The organism is Streptomyces sp. CNT360 (genome assembly GCF_000424785.1).
In genome coordinates this window covers 97,668-117,262 of record NZ_AUKO01000027.1, presented here as the reverse complement: position 1 = coordinate 117,262, position 19,595 = coordinate 97,668, and the positions used below count along the sequence as shown (strand labels likewise).

At 72.7% G+C, this 19,595-nt stretch carries 14 protein-coding genes and 1 riboswitch; of the genes, 5 read left to right on the top strand and 9 right to left on the bottom strand.

The window, feature by feature from the left end:
• Nucleotides 1-290 precede the first annotated feature (290 nt).
• Nucleotides 291-1,424 carry a septation protein SepH gene (gene sepH, locus H297_RS0120770; RefSeq protein ID WP_037794905.1) on the top strand — a complete coding sequence of 378 codons (1,134 nt, stop codon included), beginning with the start codon at nt 291-293 and terminating at the stop codon, nt 1,422-1,424.
• Nucleotides 1,425-1,538: 114 nt separating this feature from the next.
• Here the strand turns inward: sepH and H297_RS0120765 are convergent, their stop codons facing one another.
• Nucleotides 1,539-2,387: a sulfurtransferase gene (locus tag H297_RS0120765; protein ID WP_027738627.1), complete on the bottom strand. Its 849-nt coding sequence runs from the start codon at nt 2,385-2,387 to the stop codon at nt 1,539-1,541.
• 230 nt (nt 2,388-2,617) lie between these two features.
• Between H297_RS0120765 and H297_RS0120760 the strand changes: the two genes are divergently transcribed.
• Nucleotides 2,618-3,412 (top strand): VOC family protein, encoded by a 795-nt coding sequence (locus tag H297_RS0120760; protein WP_027738626.1) that lies wholly within the window; start codon nt 2,618-2,620, stop codon nt 3,410-3,412.
• Here H297_RS0120760 and H297_RS0120755 read toward each other — a convergent pair.
• From H297_RS0120755 to H297_RS0120740, 4 genes are all read right to left on the bottom strand, one after another.
• Nucleotides 3,378-4,109, bottom strand: a complete 732-nt coding sequence (locus H297_RS0120755; protein ID WP_027738625.1) for a thymidine kinase — start codon at nt 4,107-4,109, stop codon at nt 3,378-3,380. The genes H297_RS0120760 and H297_RS0120755 overlap by 35 nt on opposite strands.
• Before the next feature lie 151 nt (nt 4,110-4,260).
• The gene (locus tag H297_RS0120750; protein ID WP_051352045.1) at nt 4,261-5,466 is read right to left on the bottom strand and encodes an alkaline phosphatase family protein; all 1,206 of its coding nucleotides are present in this window, start codon (nt 5,464-5,466) and stop codon (nt 4,261-4,263) included.
• Between the two features lie 20 nt (nt 5,467-5,486).
• On the bottom strand, nt 5,487-6,098 hold the full coding sequence (locus H297_RS0120745) for a DUF5998 family protein (RefSeq protein WP_027738623.1): 612 nt from the start codon (nt 6,096-6,098) through the stop codon (nt 5,487-5,489).
• 159 nt (nt 6,099-6,257) lie between these two features.
• Nucleotides 6,258-9,014, bottom strand: a complete 2,757-nt coding sequence (locus H297_RS0120740) for a GNAT family N-acetyltransferase (protein WP_027738622.1) — start codon at nt 9,012-9,014, stop codon at nt 6,258-6,260.
• 126 nt (nt 9,015-9,140) lie between these two features.
• Between H297_RS0120740 and H297_RS0120735 the strand changes: the two genes are divergently transcribed.
• Complete coding sequence (locus H297_RS0120735; RefSeq protein WP_027738621.1) at nt 9,141-9,422, top strand: HPr family phosphocarrier protein; 282 nt, start codon at nt 9,141-9,143, stop codon at nt 9,420-9,422.
• A gap of 259 nt (nt 9,423-9,681) precedes the next feature.
• Here H297_RS0120735 and H297_RS0120730 read toward each other — a convergent pair whose 3' ends face one another.
• The 3 genes from H297_RS0120730 to H297_RS0120720 form a co-directional block, all read right to left on the bottom strand.
• Entirely contained in the window at nt 9,682-10,506 is an 825-nt protein-coding gene (locus tag H297_RS0120730; protein ID WP_027738620.1) for a M23 family metallopeptidase, read from the bottom strand.
• Nucleotides 10,507-10,520: 14 nt separating this feature from the next.
• Nucleotides 10,521-10,681, bottom strand: a riboswitch (cyclic di-AMP (ydaO/yuaA leader).
• A 226-nt stretch (nt 10,682-10,907) separates the two neighbouring features.
• Nucleotides 10,908-12,278 (bottom strand): M16 family metallopeptidase, encoded by a 1,371-nt coding sequence (locus tag H297_RS0120725; RefSeq protein ID WP_027738619.1) that lies wholly within the window; start codon nt 12,276-12,278, stop codon nt 10,908-10,910.
• A gap of 65 nt (nt 12,279-12,343) precedes the next feature.
• Entirely contained in the window at nt 12,344-13,666 is a 1,323-nt protein-coding gene (locus H297_RS0120720; RefSeq protein WP_027738618.1) for a M16 family metallopeptidase, read from the bottom strand.
• A 375-nt stretch (nt 13,667-14,041) separates the two neighbouring features.
• On the opposite strand from H297_RS0120720, the gene H297_RS0120715 reads away from it, so the two are divergent.
• Nucleotides 14,042-16,501 (top strand): DNA topoisomerase IV subunit A, encoded by a 2,460-nt coding sequence (locus tag H297_RS0120715; RefSeq protein ID WP_027738617.1) that lies wholly within the window; start codon nt 14,042-14,044, stop codon nt 16,499-16,501.
• 151 nt (nt 16,502-16,652) lie between these two features.
• On the opposite strand, the gene H297_RS37550 is transcribed toward H297_RS0120715, so the two are convergent.
• A complete protein-coding gene (locus H297_RS37550) occupies nt 16,653-17,948 on the bottom strand; it encodes a CobW family GTP-binding protein (RefSeq protein ID WP_051352044.1) in 1,296 nt (431 codons plus the stop codon).
• Nucleotides 17,949-18,342: 394 nt separating this feature from the next.
• On the opposite strand from H297_RS37550, the gene H297_RS0120705 reads away from it, so the two are divergent.
• Nucleotides 18,343-19,344 carry a sucrase ferredoxin gene (locus tag H297_RS0120705; protein WP_027738616.1) on the top strand — a complete coding sequence of 334 codons (1,002 nt, stop codon included), beginning with the start codon at nt 18,343-18,345 and terminating at the stop codon, nt 19,342-19,344.
• Nucleotides 19,345-19,595 lie beyond the last annotated feature (251 nt).

Sequence of the window (19,595 nt, the reverse complement as noted above, 5' to 3'; positions counted from 1 at the left end):
ACCCGGGTGGCCCTAATGGAGTAGTGTGACGAGCCCTGGTCTCGGTTCCGACCCGGCGCCGACTGCCCACGGTGACCACCTCGGCCACCGTGCGTTGTGAGGAGGTAACCGTGCCGTAGCGGCAGTTCCGGGTGGTTGCGTACGATCCGGATGTCGAACAACGATCTGATCACTGCCTCGGACCAGAGGAAGTCGGCAAGGTTGTGGCAGGCTGCACCCGGGCAGGCCACACTCGTCTAGCGGGAGCAGCGACGCACGTGACGTCGGCAGGCACCACCCGGGAGGTCCCCATGCCCGAACTGCGTGTCGTGGCCGTCAGCAACGACGGCACACGACTGGTGCTCAAAGCTGCCGACAGCACGGAATACACGCTTCCGATCGACGAGCGGCTCCGTGCCGCCGTCCGGAACGACCGCGCGCGGCTGGGCCAGATCGAGATCGAGGTCGAGAGCCACCTGCGGCCGCGGGACATCCAGGCCCGTATACGAGCCGGTGCCTCCGCGGAGGAGGTCGCGTCCCTCGCAGGGATTCCCGTGGACCGCGTACGCCGGTTCGAGGGGCCCGTGCTCGCCGAGCGCGCTTTCATGGCCGAGCGCGCCCGCAAGACTCCCGTACGCCGGCCCGGCGAGAACGCCGGGCCGCAGCTCGGCGAAGCCGTCGGTGAGCGGCTGCTGTTGCGCGGCGCCGACAAGGAGTCCGTCCACTGGGACTCCTGGCGGCGCGACGACGGCACCTGGGAGGTCCTCCTCGCCTACCGCGTCGCCGGCCAGCCCCACTCGGCGACCTGGACGTACGACCCGCCGCGACGGCTGGTGCAGGCCGCCGACGACGAGGCGCGGGCACTGATCGGTGAGACGGACGACACCCCTGAGCCCAGCTTCCCGTTCGTGCCCCGCATCGCGCGGCTGCCCCGCGAGCGCACCGAGCGCACCGAGCGCACGGAACGGCCCGAGCGGTCCGACCGGTTCGGGCGCCCCGAGTTGGAGCCCGCCTCGCTCTCCCCGGCGCCGGGCGACGAGGACGACCAGCTCTCCGGCCCGGACGAGGCCGTCGCCGCTCCCGACTCGCTGACCAGCCTCCTGGAGGCGGTGCCCAGCTTCCGGGGCGATCTGGTCGTCCCCGAGAATCCGGCGGGGCACGAGGACGAGGTCTCCGCGTCCGCGTCCACGGCCGCCGAGGCGGAGGAGGACGCCGACCGCGAGCCGGAGGAGGAGGCGGAGGTCGTCGAGCCGCCCGCCCCCGCCGCCAGCGCCGGTTCGGCGTACGCGGACGTGCTGATGCCGCGGTCCGTCGGCGCCCACCGCGACCGTCTCAAGGGCACCACCGACCGGCAGGCCGAGGCGGACGGCGTCCGGCCGGGCCGCCGTGCCGCCGTGCCGAGCTGGGACGAGATCGTCTTCGGCACCCGCCGCAAGAAGGAATAGCCCGCACGCCCCTCCGTGCCCCGCCTGCTCCGGCCCCCGGTGCGAGGGCGCGGAGCCGTCGGCTGCGCGCCCCGCACCGGCCTCCCCACGGACGGGCCGGCCACGGGCTCCTGCTCAGCCGCGTTCGGGCCCCGTGGCCACCGGACGGCGGGAGTCGGCCGTCCACTCGCTCCAGGAGCCCACGTAGAGGGCGGCCTCGATGCCCGCGAGGTGCAGGGCCAGCACTTCCTGGGCCGCGGAGACCCCGGAGCCGCAGTAGACGCCGACCTCCGCCCCTGATGTGGCGCCCAGGGCGTCGAAGCGGTCCGCGAGTGCCTGCGGGGAGCGGAAGGTGCCCGCGTCGGTGAGGTTCTCCGTGGTGGGGGCCGAGACCGCTCCGGGGATGTGGCCCGCCACCGGATCCAGCGGCTCCACCTCCCCCCGGTAGCGCTCCGCCGCGCGGGCGTCCATGAGGATGCCGTGCCGGGCGAGCGCGGCCGCCTCGTCCGCGTCGAGAACCGGCATGCCGCCGGGTGAGGGCACGAAGTCCCCGGGCTCGGGGTCGGGGACCTCGGTGCTCACGGGGTGCCCGCCGGCCTCCCAAGCGGCGAGGCCACCGTCGAGGACACGCACATCGGGGTGGCCGCCCCAGCGCAGCAGCCACCAGCAGCGTGCCGCTGCCCAGCCGCCGCCCAGCCCGCCGGCGTCGTAGACGACGACCGGGCGGCCGGCCGTGACCCCCGCTCGGCGCATCGCGGCACCGAAGACGTCGGGGGAGGGCAGCGGATGGCGGCCGGAATCCTCGCCGGGCTTGGCTGCGAGCTCGCTCTCCAGGTCGATGTACACGGCGCCGGGCAGGTGTCCCCGGTGGTAGAGGGGGAGCCCCGGAGGCTCGCCCGGCTTGTACCGCACGTCCAGCAGCACGGGGGCCGGACCGGCGGCGAGAGCGGTGGCGAGGTCGTCGGCGGAGATGATGGCTGTCATGGCGCCATCTTCGCGCAACGGCGGCGCCGGGGGCGTGCGGGTTCCGGCACGGCACACGGATCGGGGATTCTCCGCCCCGAAGCGGAGAAAAGCGGCGCGGCCGGGGAGCGCGGCACGACAGGTGGTGACAGCATCGGCACTGAGCGAGTAGTCACCAGGCCGCGGCAAGGACGCCGGGGCAGTACTTCCACCCACACGACCGCATCGATGATGGTCAAGGAGCGAAGCAGATGACCGAGGCAGCGACTCGGCTACGACACACCCCTGGCGCACCCGCGTGGGCGAGCCTGATGGTGCACGGGCTGGACGTCGGCAGGGAGTTCTACGGGGGCCTGTTCGGCTGGGAGTTCCGCACCGGGCCCCAGCAGCTCGGCCCGTACGTGCGAGCGGTCGCGGGTGGACACGAGGTCGCGGGGCTGGGCAAGAAGGCGGACGGCCGACAGTTGCCGGTCGCCTGGCTGCCGTATCTGGCGAGCACGGACGCCGACGAGACGGCGGACGCCGTGCGTTCGTACGGTGGGACGGTCGCGGTGGGGCCGCTCGACGCGGAGACGGCCGGGAGAATGGCACTGATCGCCGATCCGCACGGGGCCCCGTTCGGGATCTGGCAGGACGCGCACTATCCGGGGCTGGGTACGGCCCCGCTGGGGATGCCGGGGGCGCCGGTCTGGTTCGAACTGGTCACCCGGGAGGCGAGCACGGTGGTCAAGTTCTACCAGGCGGTGTTCGGTTACGAGGCGAAGGCGGTCGAGGCGCCGGGCTTCGACTACCTGACGCTCTACACGGACGGCCAGCCGGTGGCGGGTATCCACGGCGTCGGGGACGCCCTGCCGAGGGACCGGGGACCGCACTGGCGGACGTACTTCGCCGTAACGGACCCGGACGAGGTGGCGCGGCGCGGGAACGAGCTGGGCGGCCGGCTGGTCCGCGGCCCGAGCGACTCACCGTACGGACGGCTGGCGACGCTGGCGGACCCGGAGGGCGCGCACTTCAGTGTGATCCGGCCCGTGGCGATGGAGGGCTGAGCGGAGACGGCGGCCTGAGCCGGGCGTCGGGCGGCGCGGGCGGGGCCGCGGGCTCGTCCACGGGCAGTACGTCGGGTGAGAGCGCTCCGGCGCCCGCCGAAGCCGCCGTGAGCCGCCTGCGGTGGTGGCGCCGGCACACCACCTCGTAGCCGACCTCCCCGGTCGGTTCGCCCACGTCACCGACGACGACCTGCGCCCCCTCCACCACCATGCGGCCGCCCACGGTGCGGGCGTTGTGCGTGGCGCGGGCCCCGCACCAGCACAGCGCCTCCACCTGGAGGGTCTCCAGCCGGTCGGCGAGCTCCATCAGTCGCTGGGAGCCGGGGAAGAGGCGGGTGCGGAAGTCGGTGGCGATGCCGAAGGCGTAGACGTCGATACCGAGTTCGTCCACGACGCGCGCGAGCTGCTCGACCTGGTCCGGCGAGAGGAACTGCGCCTCGTCGACGATCACGTAGTCGGTGCGGCCGCCCGCCGTCAGGTGCCGGACGAGGTGCTGCTGGAAGTCGAGTCCCTCGGCCACCTCGAAGGCCTCGGCGACCAGGCCGAGCCGGGAGGAGAGTTTGCCTTCGCCCGCTCGGTCGTCCCGGGTGAAGATCATGCCCTTGAGGCCGCGCGCCGAGCGGTTGTGCTCGATCTGGAGGGCGAGCGTGCTCTTCCCGCAGTCCATCGTTCCGGAGAAGAACACCAGCTCAGGCATGGGACGTGGCCTTTCCTCGGAGTGGACGGAGGGTCTTGCGGGCGCATTCTTCCAGCCGAAGCGCACGGGGGCGGCCGGAGGCGGGGCAGCGGCGGGAGAAGCGGCCCCGGGCGGGCAGGGCAGGGGCGGATCGCGGGGAGGCGCGCATCCGTCAGGTGCGGACCTCCAGCAACGGGACGAGCTGTTCTGCGGCGGTCGCCGAGCCGTGCATGCCGACCAGTTCGGACTCCTTGGGCTCGCGCCGGGTGGCCACGATGGCGATGTCGTCGTGCATGGCGGCGATCACGTCACCGATGCGGCCGTGCACCCGGGGCTCGACGGTGGGGCCGAACCAGCCCAGGGCGACGGCCTCTTCACGGGTGGCGACCCAGGCCTGCCCGGCGAGCACCTCGCGCCACACGGCGTGCACGTCCCCGGCCGCGCCGGGTACGGCGTAGACGTGCCGCATCCGGCCCTCGCCACCGAGTTGGGCGACGCCGGCGCTCAGCTCCCAGTCCTCGTCGAAGTCGAGGCGCGACTCGGGGCGTCCGGGGACGTCGACCATGCCGTGGTCGGCGGTGATGTAGAGCGCCGAGCGCGGCGGCAACTGCTCGGCGAGGCGCTGCGCGAGCCGGTCCACGTACGCCAACTGGCCACGCCAGGCGTCGGAGTCCATACCGTAGCGGTGACCGTTGCCGTCCAGCTCCGCGTAGTACGTGTACACCAGCGTCCTGTCGGAGGCGGCGAGGCGTTCCGCGGCCACGTCCATGCGGTCCTCGGCGGAGAGCCGGCCGAGGAACGTGCCACCGGAGAGGGCGACCTTGGTGAGCGGGGTGCGCTCGAAGTGCGGGGCGGTCACCTGGCAGGCGGCCACCCCGACGGCCTCGGCCTGCTGGAAGACGGTGGGATAGGGCTGCCACACGTGCGGGTCGGTCCACGGCTGCCAGCGGAGCTGGTTCATCAGCCGTCCGGTGGCCGGGTCGAGTGCCGTGTAGCCGGGAAGCCCGTGTTCGCCGGGAACGCGGCCGGTGCCGACGGAGGCGAGCGAGGTCGCCGTGGTGGAGGGGAAACCGGAGGTGATCGGCGCGCCGGTCCCGTTGGCCGAGCTCGGCAGCAGCGAGGTGAGGAAAGGTGCCTGCTCGGGGTGCGCCATGAGCGCCTCCCAGCCCATGCCGTCGACCAGGAAGACGCAGGCCCGGTCGGCGGGCTCCAGCGGCAGCCCGGCGCTCATGCCGGGCACGCCGAGACCGGCGGCGACGGAGGGCAGCAGATCGGCCAGGGAGCCGGAGCCGTAGCGGGGAACGGGCGCGGTGCGGGGGTCCAGCGGGGTGTCGTGGTCCGCGCCGTGCGGGAGGCCGCCGGGGTGCGCCGGCGGCACGGGGTGGGGGGTCTCGGAGGTCACTGCGGGGGTCCGACCCGCGTGGTCGTGGTGCTGCCGGCGGTGGCCTCGGAGAGCGCCTGGGCGAAGGCGAGGGTCTGACGGACGGTGTCGGGGCCGTCACCCGCCTCGCTGACCCGCAACGAGAGGTCGTCCGCGGTGGCCGAGCCGGTGTACCCGTGGTCCGCCTCGCAGTTGGGGTCACCGCAGGTGGCGGGCTCCATGTCGAGGCGGGAGACGGCGCCCCAGCCGATGGTGAGCACCACCTCGCGGGGCAGCGTGCCGGGGGTGTAGGACTCGGGGTTGGCCACGACGCGGGAGAGCACCACGGAGGAGATCCGCTCCAGCTTGACGGACTCGGTGGATGTCGTGGCGTAGGGAGAGGGCGAGGTGCCGTCCGCTGCCTGCTCGTCGGTGTGACTGACGAGGAAGCGGGTGCGCGTGAGCACCAGGACGGTGACGTGGCGGCGCACCTCGTTGGAGTCGAAAGTCGTCTCCTGGTGCACGAGATAGGAGGCCACGGGCTCCCCGCCCACGGCCGCCTCGACGGCCTCGGCTACGAGGGCCGGGTAGTAGCCGCTGCGCTCGATCGCCTCGCGCAGCCCCTGCGTCGTCGTACCGGTCTTCGCCATGACAGCCATCCTACGGGCCCTCGCGGTGGCACAGCTCCGCCCGTTCCCCGTGCGGAAACCGGTCCGGGTCTGCGCAGACCCGTCCGGGGGCCGTTGCGGTCCCGCGCGAAGACCCCGCCCGGCGTCGGTACGGTCCGGTCCGTGGAACGGGTCCCGGCGTCAGTAGGCCGGGAGCCTGCGGGCCCCCAGGTCGGGGCGTCGGCCCGGGTCGGCGACGCGGACAGCCGCGCTGAGCACGGTCACCCCGCGAGGGGCGACCACCACCGGGTCGAGCTCCACCGCGACCACCTGGGGGTGATCGTCCATCAGCAGGGACACCCGCAGCAGCACCTCCTCCAGGGCTGCCGTGTCCGAGGGCTCCGCGCCCCGCCAGCCGAACAGCAGCGGGGCCGACCGGATGGCGCGGACCAGCCCGGCGGCCTCCTTGTCGGTGACGGGCACCAGCCGGTGCGCGGTGTCCTCCAGCAGATCGGAGGGGGCGCCGGCCAGGCCGAAGGAGAGCACGGCGCCGATCGCCGGGTCGAGCGTGCCGCGGATGACGGTGCCGACCCCGCGCGGGGCCATGGCCTGCACGACGGGGCGCAGCTCGGCGGGGGCGCCCAGTGCCTCGGTCAGCTCGGTGTAGGCGCGGCGCAGTCCGGCCTCACCGGCGATGTCCAGGCGCACCCCGCCCAAATCGGCGCGGTGCCGCAGATGCGGGGCCGTGGTCTTGAGGACGACCGGGAACCCCAGGTCGCGGGCCGCCGCGACCGCCGACTCCGCATCGGGTGCGGGCAGCGCGGGCTGGACGGTGATGCCGTAGCAGCGCAGCAGCCGGGAGGTCTCCTCGTCGCTGAGGGCTCGGCCGCGGTCGGGTGCGGGAGGCGTCACCCGGGCCAGCAGCCCGGCGGCGGCGGACTGCTCGACCTCCAGATCGGGCACCTTGCCGGGCTGCCCGCTCTCGGCGCGCCAGCGGGAATGGCGCACGGCCTCGGACAGCGCACGGGAGGCGCGCTCCGGTGTCGGGTAGGAGGGCAGTCCGCGGGCGGCGAGCGCCCTTTGCAGGCCCTCCATGGCCAGGTGGACGACGGCGACCGGTTTACGCGGGGTCCCCGCGGGCGTCTCGGCTGCGACGACGGCCTCGGTCGCCTCCCGCAGGGCGTCGGCGAGGGCCTCGATGTGGCCGTCGGGCGGGGCGTCGGGCGCATGCGGCCCGCCCCCACCGGGCAGCTCGGCGGGCACGGTCGGGACGACGGTGACCAGCACGGCGTCGGTGGATGCGTCGGTGAGGGCCTCGCGCAGCGCCCGGCCGAACTCACCGGGGCCCGCGGCGCCGGGCAGCGCCACCACCGGGCGCGGGCGCAACCCGTCCTTGAGGCAGGCGTCGTAGGCCAGCAGGCTCAGCGCGTCGGTGTTGCCGAGGATGCCGACGTGCGGTCCGGCCGGCGCGGGCTGGTCGGCCAGGAGCACACCGGTGTCGAGCAGTTCGGTGAAGCTGTCGACCATGAGGACGCCCGCCTGCCGCAGCAGCGCGTGGACGGTCGTGTCGGGGGTGTGGGAGGCCGGCGCGGCGTGCCCGGGCGGGGGCAGGCTGCCGCGCTGCCGGGCGCCCTTGACGACGACCACCGGCTTGCGGGCCGCGGTCCGCCGGGCGAGGCGGGTGAACTTGCGGGGGTTGCCGATGGTCTCCAGATACATCAGGACGACGTCGGTGTACTGATCCTCGTCCCAGTGCTGGAGCAGGTCGTTGCCGGAGACGTCGGCCCGGTTGCCCGCGGAGACGAAGGAGGAGGGGCCGATGCCGCGCCGGTCGAGCCCGTCGAGCAGGGCGATACCGATGGCGCCGGACTGGGTGAAGACGCCGATCCGGCCGCGTGCGGGCATCCGGATGGAGGGGGTGGCGTTCAGCCGCACGTCGCGGTGGGTGTTGATGAGGCCGAGTGCGCCCGGGCCGATCAGCCGCATGCCGTAGGACCGGGCTTGCCGGACGAGGGCGCGCTGCTGTTCACGGCCGACCCCCTCGGAGAGGACGACGAGCCCTTGGACGGCAGCCTCTCCGCAGGCGTCGATCGCCGGGCGGAGCTGGTCTGCGGGGACCGCGAGGACCGCGAGGTCGACCCGCTCGGGCAGCTCCCGCACCGAGCGGTAGGCGGGTACGCCGGCCAGTTGGTCCGGCCCGCCGGGGCCCAGCGCATGGTTGACGGCGTAGACGTGCCCGGTGAAGCCACCGGTGGTCAGGCTGCCCAGCGCGGCCCGTCCGGCACCGCCCGGGGCGCGGCCGACACCGACGACGGCGACGGCTCCCGGGGCCAGCAGCCGGGCCACCGAGCGGGCCTCGGCCCGCTGTTCACGGGCCCGCATCACCGCCAGCGACCGCTCGGTGGGTTCCAGGTCGAAGGTGAGGTGGACGGAACCGTCTTCGAAGCTGCGCCGCTGGGAGTACCCGGCGTCCGTGAACACCTTGATCATCTTGGTGTTGGCGGGCAGCACCTCGGCGGCGAAGCGGCGGATGCCCCGCTCCCGGGCGACGGCGCCGATGTGCTCCAGGAGAGCCGAGGCCACACCCCTGCCCTGCTGGTCGTCGCGGACCAGGAAGGCGACCTCGGCCTCGTCCGCGGGTTCACTCGCGGGCCGGCCGTGCGCGTCGATGCGGTCGTAGCGGACGGTGGCGATGAACTCTCCGCGGATGGTCGCCGCGAGGCCGACGCGGTCGACGTAGTCGTGGTGTGTGAAGCGGCGCACATCGCGGTCGGACAGCCGGGGGTAGGGCGCGAAGAAGCGGTAGTACTTCGACTCGTCGGACACCTGCTCGTAGAAGCTGACCAGCCGTTCCGCGTCGTGGGGGGCGATCGGCCGGATGTGGGCCGTACCGCCGTCGCGGAGGACGATGTCCGCTTCCCAGTGGGTCGGGTAGGCGCGCTCCTCGGGGCTCGGCATGGGGTCAGCGTACGGCCGTGAGCGCGCTCACGGAGGTCCTCGGCGGTGCGTCGTAGGGTTCGCGGTGCACGCAGACACCCGTGCGAGACTGGTCTAGACAACCTCACCGACTCGAAGGGCAACACCATGGTTGAGCGCCGCGTCACCGTCGGCTGGGCCGAGGGGCTGCACGCCCGCCCCGCCTCCATCTTCGTCCGTGCCGCCTCGGCCGCCGGCGTTCCGGTCACCGTCCGGAAGGGCGAGGGCTCCCCCGTCAACGCGGCTTCCATGCTCGGCGTGCTCGGCCTGGGTGCCGAGGGCGGCGAGGAGATCGTGCTCGCCTCCGAGGCGGAGGACGCCGAGGCGGCCCTCGACCGTCTGGCCAAGCTCGTCTCCGAGGGTCTGGAAGAGCTCCCGGAAACCGTCTGAACCGCCTCGGGCCGACGAGTGGGTCCCCCTGCCGGGCCCGTCCGCGCAGTTCCCGCCCTCGCGGGCACACCGCCGGCGGCGCCCGTGCAGCTTTGGCCCGCGGCGTGCAGAAGGCAGCAACACCACGAGCCCCCGGCTGTCCGGCCGGGGGCTCGTGGTGTGTGGAACTCGTTGACGCGCTTCGAGAAGCACGTCTTCGCCGAGCAGGTGGCCGCGGGTCACGGGCCTGTGGCCCGCTCCCCCGCGACCCGTGCAGGCGTCAGACCTTGAGGCCGTGCTGGCGAAGGTAGGCGACCGGATCCATGTCCGAGCCGTAGTCGGGACCGGTACGGGCCTCGAAGTGCAGGTGCGGACCGGAGGAGTTGCCCGTCGAACCGGACAGCGCGATCTGCTGACCCGCCTTGACGGTCTGCCCGACCGAGACACCGATCGAGTTGAGGTGGCCGTACTGCGTGTACGTGCCGTCCTTGTGCTTGATGACGATGTTGTTGCCGTAGGCACCGCCGTTGCCGGCCTCCACGACCTCACCGGCGGCCACGGAGTGCACCGGGGTGTTCATGCCCGCATGGAAGTCGATACCGGTGTGGCTGCCGGACGACCACATGCCGCCGCCCTGCTTGTAGCCCGTGGAGACGTAGGAGCCCTCGACCGGCAGCACGTACGCGTTGAGCTTGGCGCGCTCGGCCGCCCGAGCCGCCTTCTGCTTCGCCTCGTGCTCCTTCTTCGCCTTCTCGGCAGCCGCCTTGCGCTTGGCCTCGTCGGCCTTCCGCTTGGCCTCTGCCTTGGCCTTGGCGGCCTCCTCCTTGGCGGCGGCCTCGGCCTTGGCCTGCTCCGCCTGGAGAGCCTGGTCGTAGGCCTGCTCGTCGATGGTGTCCGAGATCGGGGCCGCGAGGGCCTGTCGCAGCTCGGGGCTCTGGCGCAGGTTGTTCTGATTCTGCCCGCCGCCGACGGCAGCGAACGCGGGCGAGGCGATGGAACCCACGACACCCACGGTGGCGAGGCCGGCGATGCCCGCCGCCCCCGCTGAAGCTCTGCGGGTCTTGCTCGGGCGCCTGTGCTTCCCGGTGGCACGGGTGAACGCCATAGGGAGGCGTACTCCTTTCCTTCCTTCTCGCCTACCGGGTTAGCTGACGGGTTCGGAGCAGGAAGGTCTCCTACGGGCCGCCTCTCGTCGAGGCCGTCCGATTCACCCCATGGGACAAGGTGGGTCCCCGGTCCCCCTCGGGCGGTTGCCCTCGGGGATTCGGCGATCACCGCCCGTCGGCCGCGGGTGCGGTCACTTCTGACGGACGGCGGCAATGACGCTAAACGGCGTCAACTCCGAGCGGCAAACGAATCCCTGGGTTTGTCATCTTCGCCACACTCCAACTCGCCACAACCGCAACAGAAACGGACATCAAGGAGGGCCCGGAAGGAGCGATTCCTCCTTCCGGGCCCCACTTCTCCCTCACCGTCACGCCGCCTGTGCCGGCGAGCCGGCGGCGGTCAGGAACCGCTGACGACCTTGACCTCGCCGATGCCCAACTCCCGCACCGGCTCGGCGATCTGGGAGGCGTCACCGACCAGCACCGTCACCAGCCGGTCGGCCGGCAGTGCGCTGACCGCGGCCGCCGTGGCCTCCACCGTGCCCGTCTCGGCGAGCTGGGCGTAGACACGGGCCTGGTAGTCGTCCGGCAGGTACTGCTCCACCTGGTCCGCCAGCGTCGAGGCCACCGCTGCCGCCGTCTCGTAGCGCAGCGGTGCGACGCCCACCAGGTTGCGCACCGCGATGTCGCGCTCGTCGTCGGTCAGCCCGTCGGCCGCCAGCACCCGCAGCACCTTCCACAGGTCGGCCAGCGCCGGACCTGTGACATCGGTGGCGACCGAGCCGCTGATGGCCAGCAGCGACGCCCCGCTGCCGTCCTCGGCCGACCGCAGCACCTGCCCGAACGCCCGCACCCCGTAGGTGTAGCCCTTCTCCTCGCGCAGCACCCGGTCCAGCCGGGAGGTGAGGGTGCCGCCCAGGCAGTAGACGCCCAGCAGCTGGGCCGGCCATACCCGGTCGTGCCGGTCCGGGCCGACACGGCCGATCAGCAACTGCGTCTGCACCGCGCCCGGACGGTCCACGACGACGACGCGGCCGGTGTCGTCCGCACTGATCGGCGGCATCGCGCGGGCCTCGGCCGCGGACCCCGTCCAGGCGCCCAGCGTCTCGGCCAGCACCGCGTCCAGGTCCACGCCCTCCAGATCGCCGACCACCACCACGGTGGAGGTCGCGGGCCGCACGTGGGCCTCGTAGAAGGCGCGGACGGCCGCCGTGTCGATGCCGCTCACCGTCTCCTCGGTGCCCTGCCGGGGCCGCGACATCCGCGACGTGGCCGGAAAGAGCTCCTTCGACAGCTCCTTGGCCGCACGGCGGGCCGGGTTGGCCAGCTCGTGCGGGATCTCGTCCAGCCGGTTGGCCACCAGCCGTTCGATCTCGCCGTCGGGGAAGGCAGGGGCACGCAGTGCGTCGGCGAGCAGGCCGAGCGCCTTGCGCAGCCGGGAGACCGGCACCTCCAGCGAGACCCGCACCCCCGGGTGGTCGGCGCTCGCATCGAGCGTGGCTCCGCAGCGCTCCAGCTCGGCGGCGAACGCCTCCGCCGTGTGCTTGTCGGTGCCCTCGCTCAGCGCGCGAGCCATGATCGTCGCCACGCCGTCCAGTCCTTCCGGCTCCGCGTCCAGCGGAGCCATCAGGTTCACCTCGACGGCCACGACCTCCTGGCCGGGACGGTGGCAGCGCAGCACCGTCAGGCCGTTGGGCAGCGTCCCCCGCTCCGGGGTCGGGAACGCCCACGGCTTCGGGGTCCCGCCGGAGGGCTGGGGGTGGAAGTCCATGCTCGTGCCCGCCGTCCGGGCCGTGCCCGCCGGGGCCGCACCCGTCGGCGTCTGAGGGGTCTCGCTCACTGCCCGGTCTCCTCCTCGTCGTTCTGCGCCACTGGTTCGTACACCAGCACCGCGCGGTTGTCGGGGCGCAGTCGCCGTGCGACCTCCTGCACCTCCTCGCGGGTGACCTCCAGCACCCGTCCCACGGCCGTCAGCGCGAGCTGCGGGTCGCCGAAGAGGACCGCGTACCGGCACAGTTCGTCGGCGCGGCCGCCGACCGTGGCCAGCCGGTCCAGCCACTCGCGCTCCAACTGGGCCTGGGCACGCTCCATCTCCTCCGCGGTGGGGCCCTCCTGCGCGAAGCGGCGCAGCTCGTCGTCGACCGCCGCCTGGATGTCGGCGACCTCGACGCCGCTGGACGCCTTGACGTCCAGCCAGCCCAGCGAGGGGGCGCCCGCCAGGCGCAGCATTCCGAAGCCGGCGGCCACGGCGGAGCGGTCGTGGCGCACCAGCCGGGCGTAGAGGCGGGAGGACTCGCCACCGCCGAGCACGGTCAGGGCCACGTCGGCGGCGTCCGCCTCGCGGGTGCCGTCGTGCGGCAGCCGGTAGGCCGCCATCAGGGCGCGGGAGGGCACCTCCTCCTCGACGACCTCCCGCTTCTCCTCGCCGATCAGCTCGGGCAGCGAACCGTCCCGCGGCGGGTGCTTGCCCTCGTGCCCGGGGATGGAGCCGAAGTACTTCTCGACCCAGGCGAGCGTCTGCTCCGGGTCGATGTCACCGACGACGGACAGCACGGCGTTGTTGGGCGCGTAGTACGTACGGAAGAACTCCTGGGCGTCCTGCAAGGAGGCGGCGTCCAGGTCGGCCATGGAGCCGATCGGGGTGTGGTGGTAGGGGTGGCCCTCGGGGAAGACCATGGCGGTCATCCGCTCGAACGCGGTGCCGTAGGGCACGTTGTCGTACCGCTGACGGCGCTCGTTCTTGACCACGTCCCGCTGGTTCTCCAGGGACTCCTCGTCCAGCGCGGCCAGCAGCGACCCCATGCGGTCGGCCTCCAGCCACAGGGCGAGCTCCAGCTCGTGCGCGGGCATCGTCTCGAAGTAGTTGGTGCGCTCGAAGCTGGTGGTGCCGTTGAGGGAGCCGCCGGCGCCCTGTACCAGCTCGAAGTGGCCGTTGCCCTTGACCTGCGCCGAGCCCTGGAACATCAGGTGCTCGAAGAGGTGTGCCAGGCCCGTGCGGCCCTGCACCTCGTGTCGGGAACCGACGTCATACCAGAGGCAGACAGCGGCGACGGGAGTCAGATGATCCTCGGAGAGCACCACGCGGAGGCCGTTGGCCAGCCGGTGCTCCGTCGCTGTCAGCCCACCGGTGGCCGGCGGTGGCGTGGCCGTGTGACCCATGGGCGTGGAGTCCCTTCCGCTCGCGGGGGTTTCCCGGCCGGGCGCCGGGAAGAACTGGCGACCGCCTGAGCGCCTCACGCGACCGGCGGTGCTGTCACTGTATGCAACCACGCCGACAACGTGCGAAGTTCCCGTACGGTCTACCGAGCGGCCAACTGTCAGTGGGGCGGTCCACAATGGTCGCGCGAAGCCGGGCGCACGCCCGGGCCCTCTCACGAGCCGGTCCGGACGTACGCCCGGACCCCAGCACGGACCGGACCCGGGCAGGTGCCCGGAGCCGAGCACGAGCGCACCGACAAGGGGCGAGCACCCTCCACGGGGGCCGGCGCCCGAACCAGAGCGAGAGCACGAAGCAGCGAAGGAGCCGCAGCCGCGATGGCCCGCCGCAGTAAGAGTCGTACACCGGCACCGGAGCCCGGAGAGGACTTCGAGGAGCGCATCCTCGACATCGACGTCGTCGACGAGATGCAGAGCTCCTACCTGGAGTACGCGTATTCGGTCATCTACTCGCGCGCGCTCCCCGACGCCCGCGACGGGATGAAGCCCGTTCAGCGCCGGATCCTCTACCAGATGCACGAGATGGGGCTGCGCCCCGAACGTGCGCATGTGAAGTGCGCACGCGTGGTCGGCGAAGTGATGGGAAAGCTCCACCCCCACGGTGACAGCGCGATCTACGACGCGCTGGTGCGCATGGCGCAGGACTTCTCCATGCGGCTCCCGCTCGTCGACGGGCACGGCAACTTCGGCTCGCTGGGCAACGACGACCCGCCGGCCGCGATGCGGTACACCGAGTGCCGCTCCGCTCCGGCCGCCGGTCTGATGGTCGACTCGATCGACGAGGAGACGGTCGACTTCGGCGCCAACTACGACGGCAGCGAGCAGGAGCCCGTCACCCTGCCCGCCGCCTATCCGAACCTGCTGGTGAACGGCGCCTCCGGGATCGCGGTCGGCATGGCCACCAACATGCCGCCGCACAACCTGACCGAGGTCGTCTCCGCGGCCCGCCATCTGATCAAGCACCCGGGCGCGGACCTGGAGACCCTGATGGGCTTCGTCCCGGGGCCCGACCTGCCCACCGGCGGCAAGATCGTCGGAGGCGAGGGCATCCAGGACGCCTACCGCTCCGGGCGCGGCTCCTTCAAGATCCGTGCGACGACCACGGTGGAGCAGGTCACGGCCCGCCGCAAGGGCGTCGTGGTCACCGAGCTGCCGTTCGCGGTCGGCCCCGAGAAGGTCATCTCGAAGATCAAGGACCTGGTCAACGCCAAGAAGCTCCAGGGCATCGCGGACGTGAAGGACCTGACCGACCGGGAACACGGGCTGCGGCTGGTCATCGAGATCAAGAACGGCTTCAACCCGGAGGCCGTCCTGGGCCAGCTCTACAAGCTGACGCCGATGGAGGAGTCCTTCGGCATCAACAACGTCGCCCTGGTCGACGGCCAGCCGCTCACGCTGGGCCTCAAGGAGTTGCTGGAGGTCTACGTCGACCACCGGTTCGACGTGGTGCGCCGCCGCAGCGAGTTCCGGCGCAGCAAGCGGCGCGACCGGCTGCACCTGGTCGAGGGACTCCTGGTGGCACTCGTCGACATCGACGAGGTCATCAGAATCATCCGGTCGAGTGACAATGCCGCCGAGGCGAAGGCCTCCCTGATCTCCCGCTTCGACCTGAGCGAGATCCAGACCCAGTACATCCTCGACACCCCGCTGCGCCGGCTCACCAAGTTCGACCGCATCGAACTGGAGGAGGAGCGCGACAAGCTCAAGGCGGACATCGAGGCGCTGACCCGGATCCTGGAGTCCGACGCCGAGCTGCGCAAGCTCGTCTCCTCCGAGCTGTCCGCCGTCGCCAAGAAGTACGGCACCCCGCGCCGCACCGAGATCCTCGACGCCAACGCCGCTCCGGTGGTCTCCGTGCCGCTGGAGGTGGCCGACGACCCGTGCCGGGTTCTGCTCTCCTCCACCGGCCTGCTCGCCCGCACAGCCAACGGCAGCACGGAGTTCGCCGAACCGGCCAAGCGGGCCAAGCACGATGTGATCGTCTCCGCCGTCCCCGCGACCACCCGGGGCGAGATCGGCGCGGTCACCTCGGCGGGACGGCTGCTGCGCATCGCCGTCGTCGACCTGCCGCAGCTCCCCGAGTCGGCCACCACACCCAACCTGGCCGGAGGCGCGCAGATCTCGGAGTTCCTCACCCTGGAGGGCGACGAGGACCTCGTCTGTCTCACCACGCTGGACGAGTCCTCCCCCGGGCTGGCCATCGGCACCCAACAAGGCGTCGTCAAACGCGTGGTGCCCGACTATCCCACCAATCGCAGCGAGTTGGAGGTCATCACCCTCAAGGAGGGCGACCGCATCGTCGGCGGGGCCGAGCTGCGCACCGGCGAGGAAGACCTGGTCTTCATCACCGACAACGCCCACCTGCTGCGCTTCCCGGCCGGCCAGGTACGCCCCCAGGGCCGCCCCGCAGGCGGCATGGCGGGCGTCAAGCTCGCCCAGGACGCAAAGGTGCTCTTCTTCGGCGCCGTCGACCCGGCCTCCGAGGGTGCCGTCTTCACTGCAGCCGGCGCCGAGGGCACGCTCGACGACTCACTGAGCACCGGCAAGCTCACGCCCTTCGACCAGTATCCGCGCAAGGGGCGCGCGACCGGCGGCGTGCGCTGCCAGCGCTTCCTCAGGGGCGAGGACCGGTTGCGGCTGGCGTGGGCCGGCCCCACTCCGGCGATGGCCGCCGGCAAGACCGGCGCCCCCGTCGACCTGCCCGAACCCGACCCCCGCAGGGACGGCTCCGGCCTGCCGCTGCCGAAGCAGATCGCGGCGGTCGCCGGTCCCGTGTAAGCACCCCGAGTACGCCCGAAGGAGGGGCGTACCCGCCGCCGCGGGGGCTGCGCGGGCGGAGTGCGGGAGCGGTCGTGCCGTTTCTGCGGGGCGTGACGACAACGGGAGGGATTCCGCTGCGGTGGCAGGGTGCCGGGGCTGGTGCCGCGGACTACACCTCGTACGGTGCCGGTGTGCCGTAGGGCTCCGGGGCGTCCTCGACGTCCACCTCCGGGACGGGGCCGCGCCCGGCGTCGTCCGGCACTCCCTCCGCGGACTCGTCCTCCGCGGCTTCCTCCGGGCGGGCGTGGTCCACGTAGCGCAGGACGCCCCACAGCGCCTGTTCGTCCTGGGCTGCCCCGGGGTCCGCGACACAGTCACGGAGCCCGGCACGCAGCGCCCCCGCGTCCACGCCCGCGCCGATCAGCACCAGCTCGGTGCGGCGCCGAGCGGTGTGGGGGCGGCGCTCCGGGGCGAAGCGGAGGAACCCGCCGACAGCGTGCATCTCGTACACGTTGTCGGGGTCGGCGGCGCCGAAGTCGACGTACCCCTTGATCCGGTAGAGCCCTTCGGGACGGCAGTCCAACCACTCCAGGAAACGGCGCGGGTCCATGGGCGTCTCGGCGGTGAACTCCACGGCCTCGTACGCCGCGTGCAGGTGCTCCGCGTGCCCGTGTTCCGCTTGCGGGCACCTTGCGTCCGGTCTCCCCGCGTCGGAGTGGTGCTCGGGGGTGGCGCCGGGATCCCCCCGGTCCGCCTCGGTACAGCCCGCGCCGGTCGGTCCGTCCTCGTCGTCGCCGTAGAGCAGTGAGTCGAAGGACAGTTGCTCGACCGGGGGCCGCGGCCGATGCACACGGTCGAAGAGCAGTTGCGGGTCGACGCGCCCGAAGGAAGCGGGAACGATCGGTGTCCCTGGGGCCAGCCGTTCCAGCTCCGCGCGCAGCGTCTCACGCCGCTCGTCGGCCACGCGGTCGGCCTTGTTGAGGACGAGCAGGTCGGCGGCGCCGACGTGCCGGTCGAGCTCGGGATGGCGTGCCCGTACGGCCTCGAACTCCGCGGCATCCATGACCTCCACCAGTCCGCCGTAGACGATGTGCGGGCTCCTGCTGGCCAGAACCATCCGGATCAGCGTCTCGGGCTCGGCCACCCCGCTGGCCTCGATCACGATGACGTCCATACCCGCCGAGGGACGGGCGAGCAGGTCCAGCACCTCGTCCATGTCACTGGTGTCAACGGCGCAGCACAGACAGCCGTTCCCGAGGGAGACCATGGAGTCCACCTGTCCTGAGACCGCCATGGCGTCGATCTCGATGCTGCCGAAGTCGTTGACGACGGTGCCGATCCGGGTGCCCCTCGCGCGGCGCAGCAGGTGGTTGAGGAGGGTCGTCTTTCCCGAGCCGAGGAATCCTGCCAGGACGAGGACCGGGATCCGGCCTCCTACGGCACCCCGGTGCCGACGGTCCGACACGGGTGTCGGTGCCCCGTCCGCAGCGTCGGGTCGCCGCTCGTCGGCGGCGTCACCGTGCCACTCTCCGGTGGCGGCTACGCCACTCCCCTGGCTGTCCACGCGGCGTTCTCCCCTCGTTCCGTCGCAGGCGAAGCGGTTGCCGATCGTATCGGAGGTGGACGGTCCGCCCTCGTCGCCCACGGGCCCACGGGTTGGTCCAGGGCTGGTGCGGCAGCTCCCGGAGCGCAGCACGTGCGGTGGCTCTCACGGGATGCCAGGGGTGGGACCGCAAGGATCTGAGGTGCGGTCACGCGGGCCGCGGGAAGGTGACCGCACCCCGCACGGACATCGGCGTGCACGACACCGGAGCGTGGCTGCACAGGGCGTCACGGTGCCGACGGTTAGGCTCGCCTGCGTGAGCACGTGTGCGACGGCTTCCCGGGCGGCGGCCGAAACCCTCGCTGGGACAGCGGCGACAGCCCGCACCTGGTTGCTGGTGGAACAGCCCGGGCCGTGGGGCAGGAAGGCACTGACCCAGAGCCACCTCTCCCCCGGGCTGGGCCGTGCGCTCGACGCCTGTGCGGCCGCCCATGGTGGCCGCGTCGCGCTGATCCGCCGGCCCGGACGGCACGCGGACTGCTCCCCCGCGGGCGGCCACCGGGTGTTCCTCGCCCGTACGCTGCCGGGCGCTTCGTGGGTACGTACCGCGCTGCTGCCGACCGGCAGCGGCCTGGAGGCCCTGCGCGAGCTGGATTTCGCCGCCCTGGACCGCCCGCCCACAGCCGACGCGGCGCACGCCGTACACACAGCAGGCGGGCCGCGCGAAGCAACCGAGGCCGGCCCCGCGCTCGGTCCGCGCTGGAAGCCGTACGAGGGCGATCCGCTCGCCCTCGTGTGCACCAACGGCAAACGGGACCGCTGCTGCGCCCTGCTCGGCCGTCCCCTTGCAGCCGAACTCGCCGCCTCCGGCGGTGCGAACGTGTGGGAGGTCACCCATCTCGGTGGCCACCGCTTCGCTCCGACCGTGCTGGTACTGCCGCACGGTTACGCGTACGGGCGGCTGGACGCCGCGTCAGCAAAGGGTGTGCTCGACGCCGTGCGCGACGGTCTGATGACACCGGCCAACTGCCGCGGACGCTCGGCCTGGGACCGGCCGGGGCAGACGGCGGATCTGGCGGTGCGGGAGCAGACCGGCGAGACGCACGCGGACGCGGTGTCCGTCCTCTCCGTGCGGCAGGTGCCCGGAGGTGCGCGCTGGGAGGTGACCGTGGCGCAGACGAACGGCCGCCGCTGGTGCGTCGTGGTACGGGACAGCACAGAAAGTCCTGCCCTTCCCGCAAGCTGCGGAGCCGAACCCGTCGAGCAGGTCCGCCTGGACGTCGAGCGGCTGGAAGAGCTGGCGCGCCCCCTCGGCTGACAGACAGCGTCCCTGTGCGGCAACAGGTGAGCGGTGGAAGGGTCGTGCGGAACGGAACCGACTGGATAGCGTCCACCTGCACGCCTGTTCCGCGTTTTCGCCGCTCCCGTCGTGAGGTCGCCCGTGTCCCCCTCCGGCACGTCGCCCACCCGTCGTACGTCCGTTCCTCACCCCCGCTCCCGCCGCCGGGAGCGCACCCGTAGGCGGGCGGAGTCAGCGGATGAGCGCGGCACCGGACGGCGTCCCTTCCG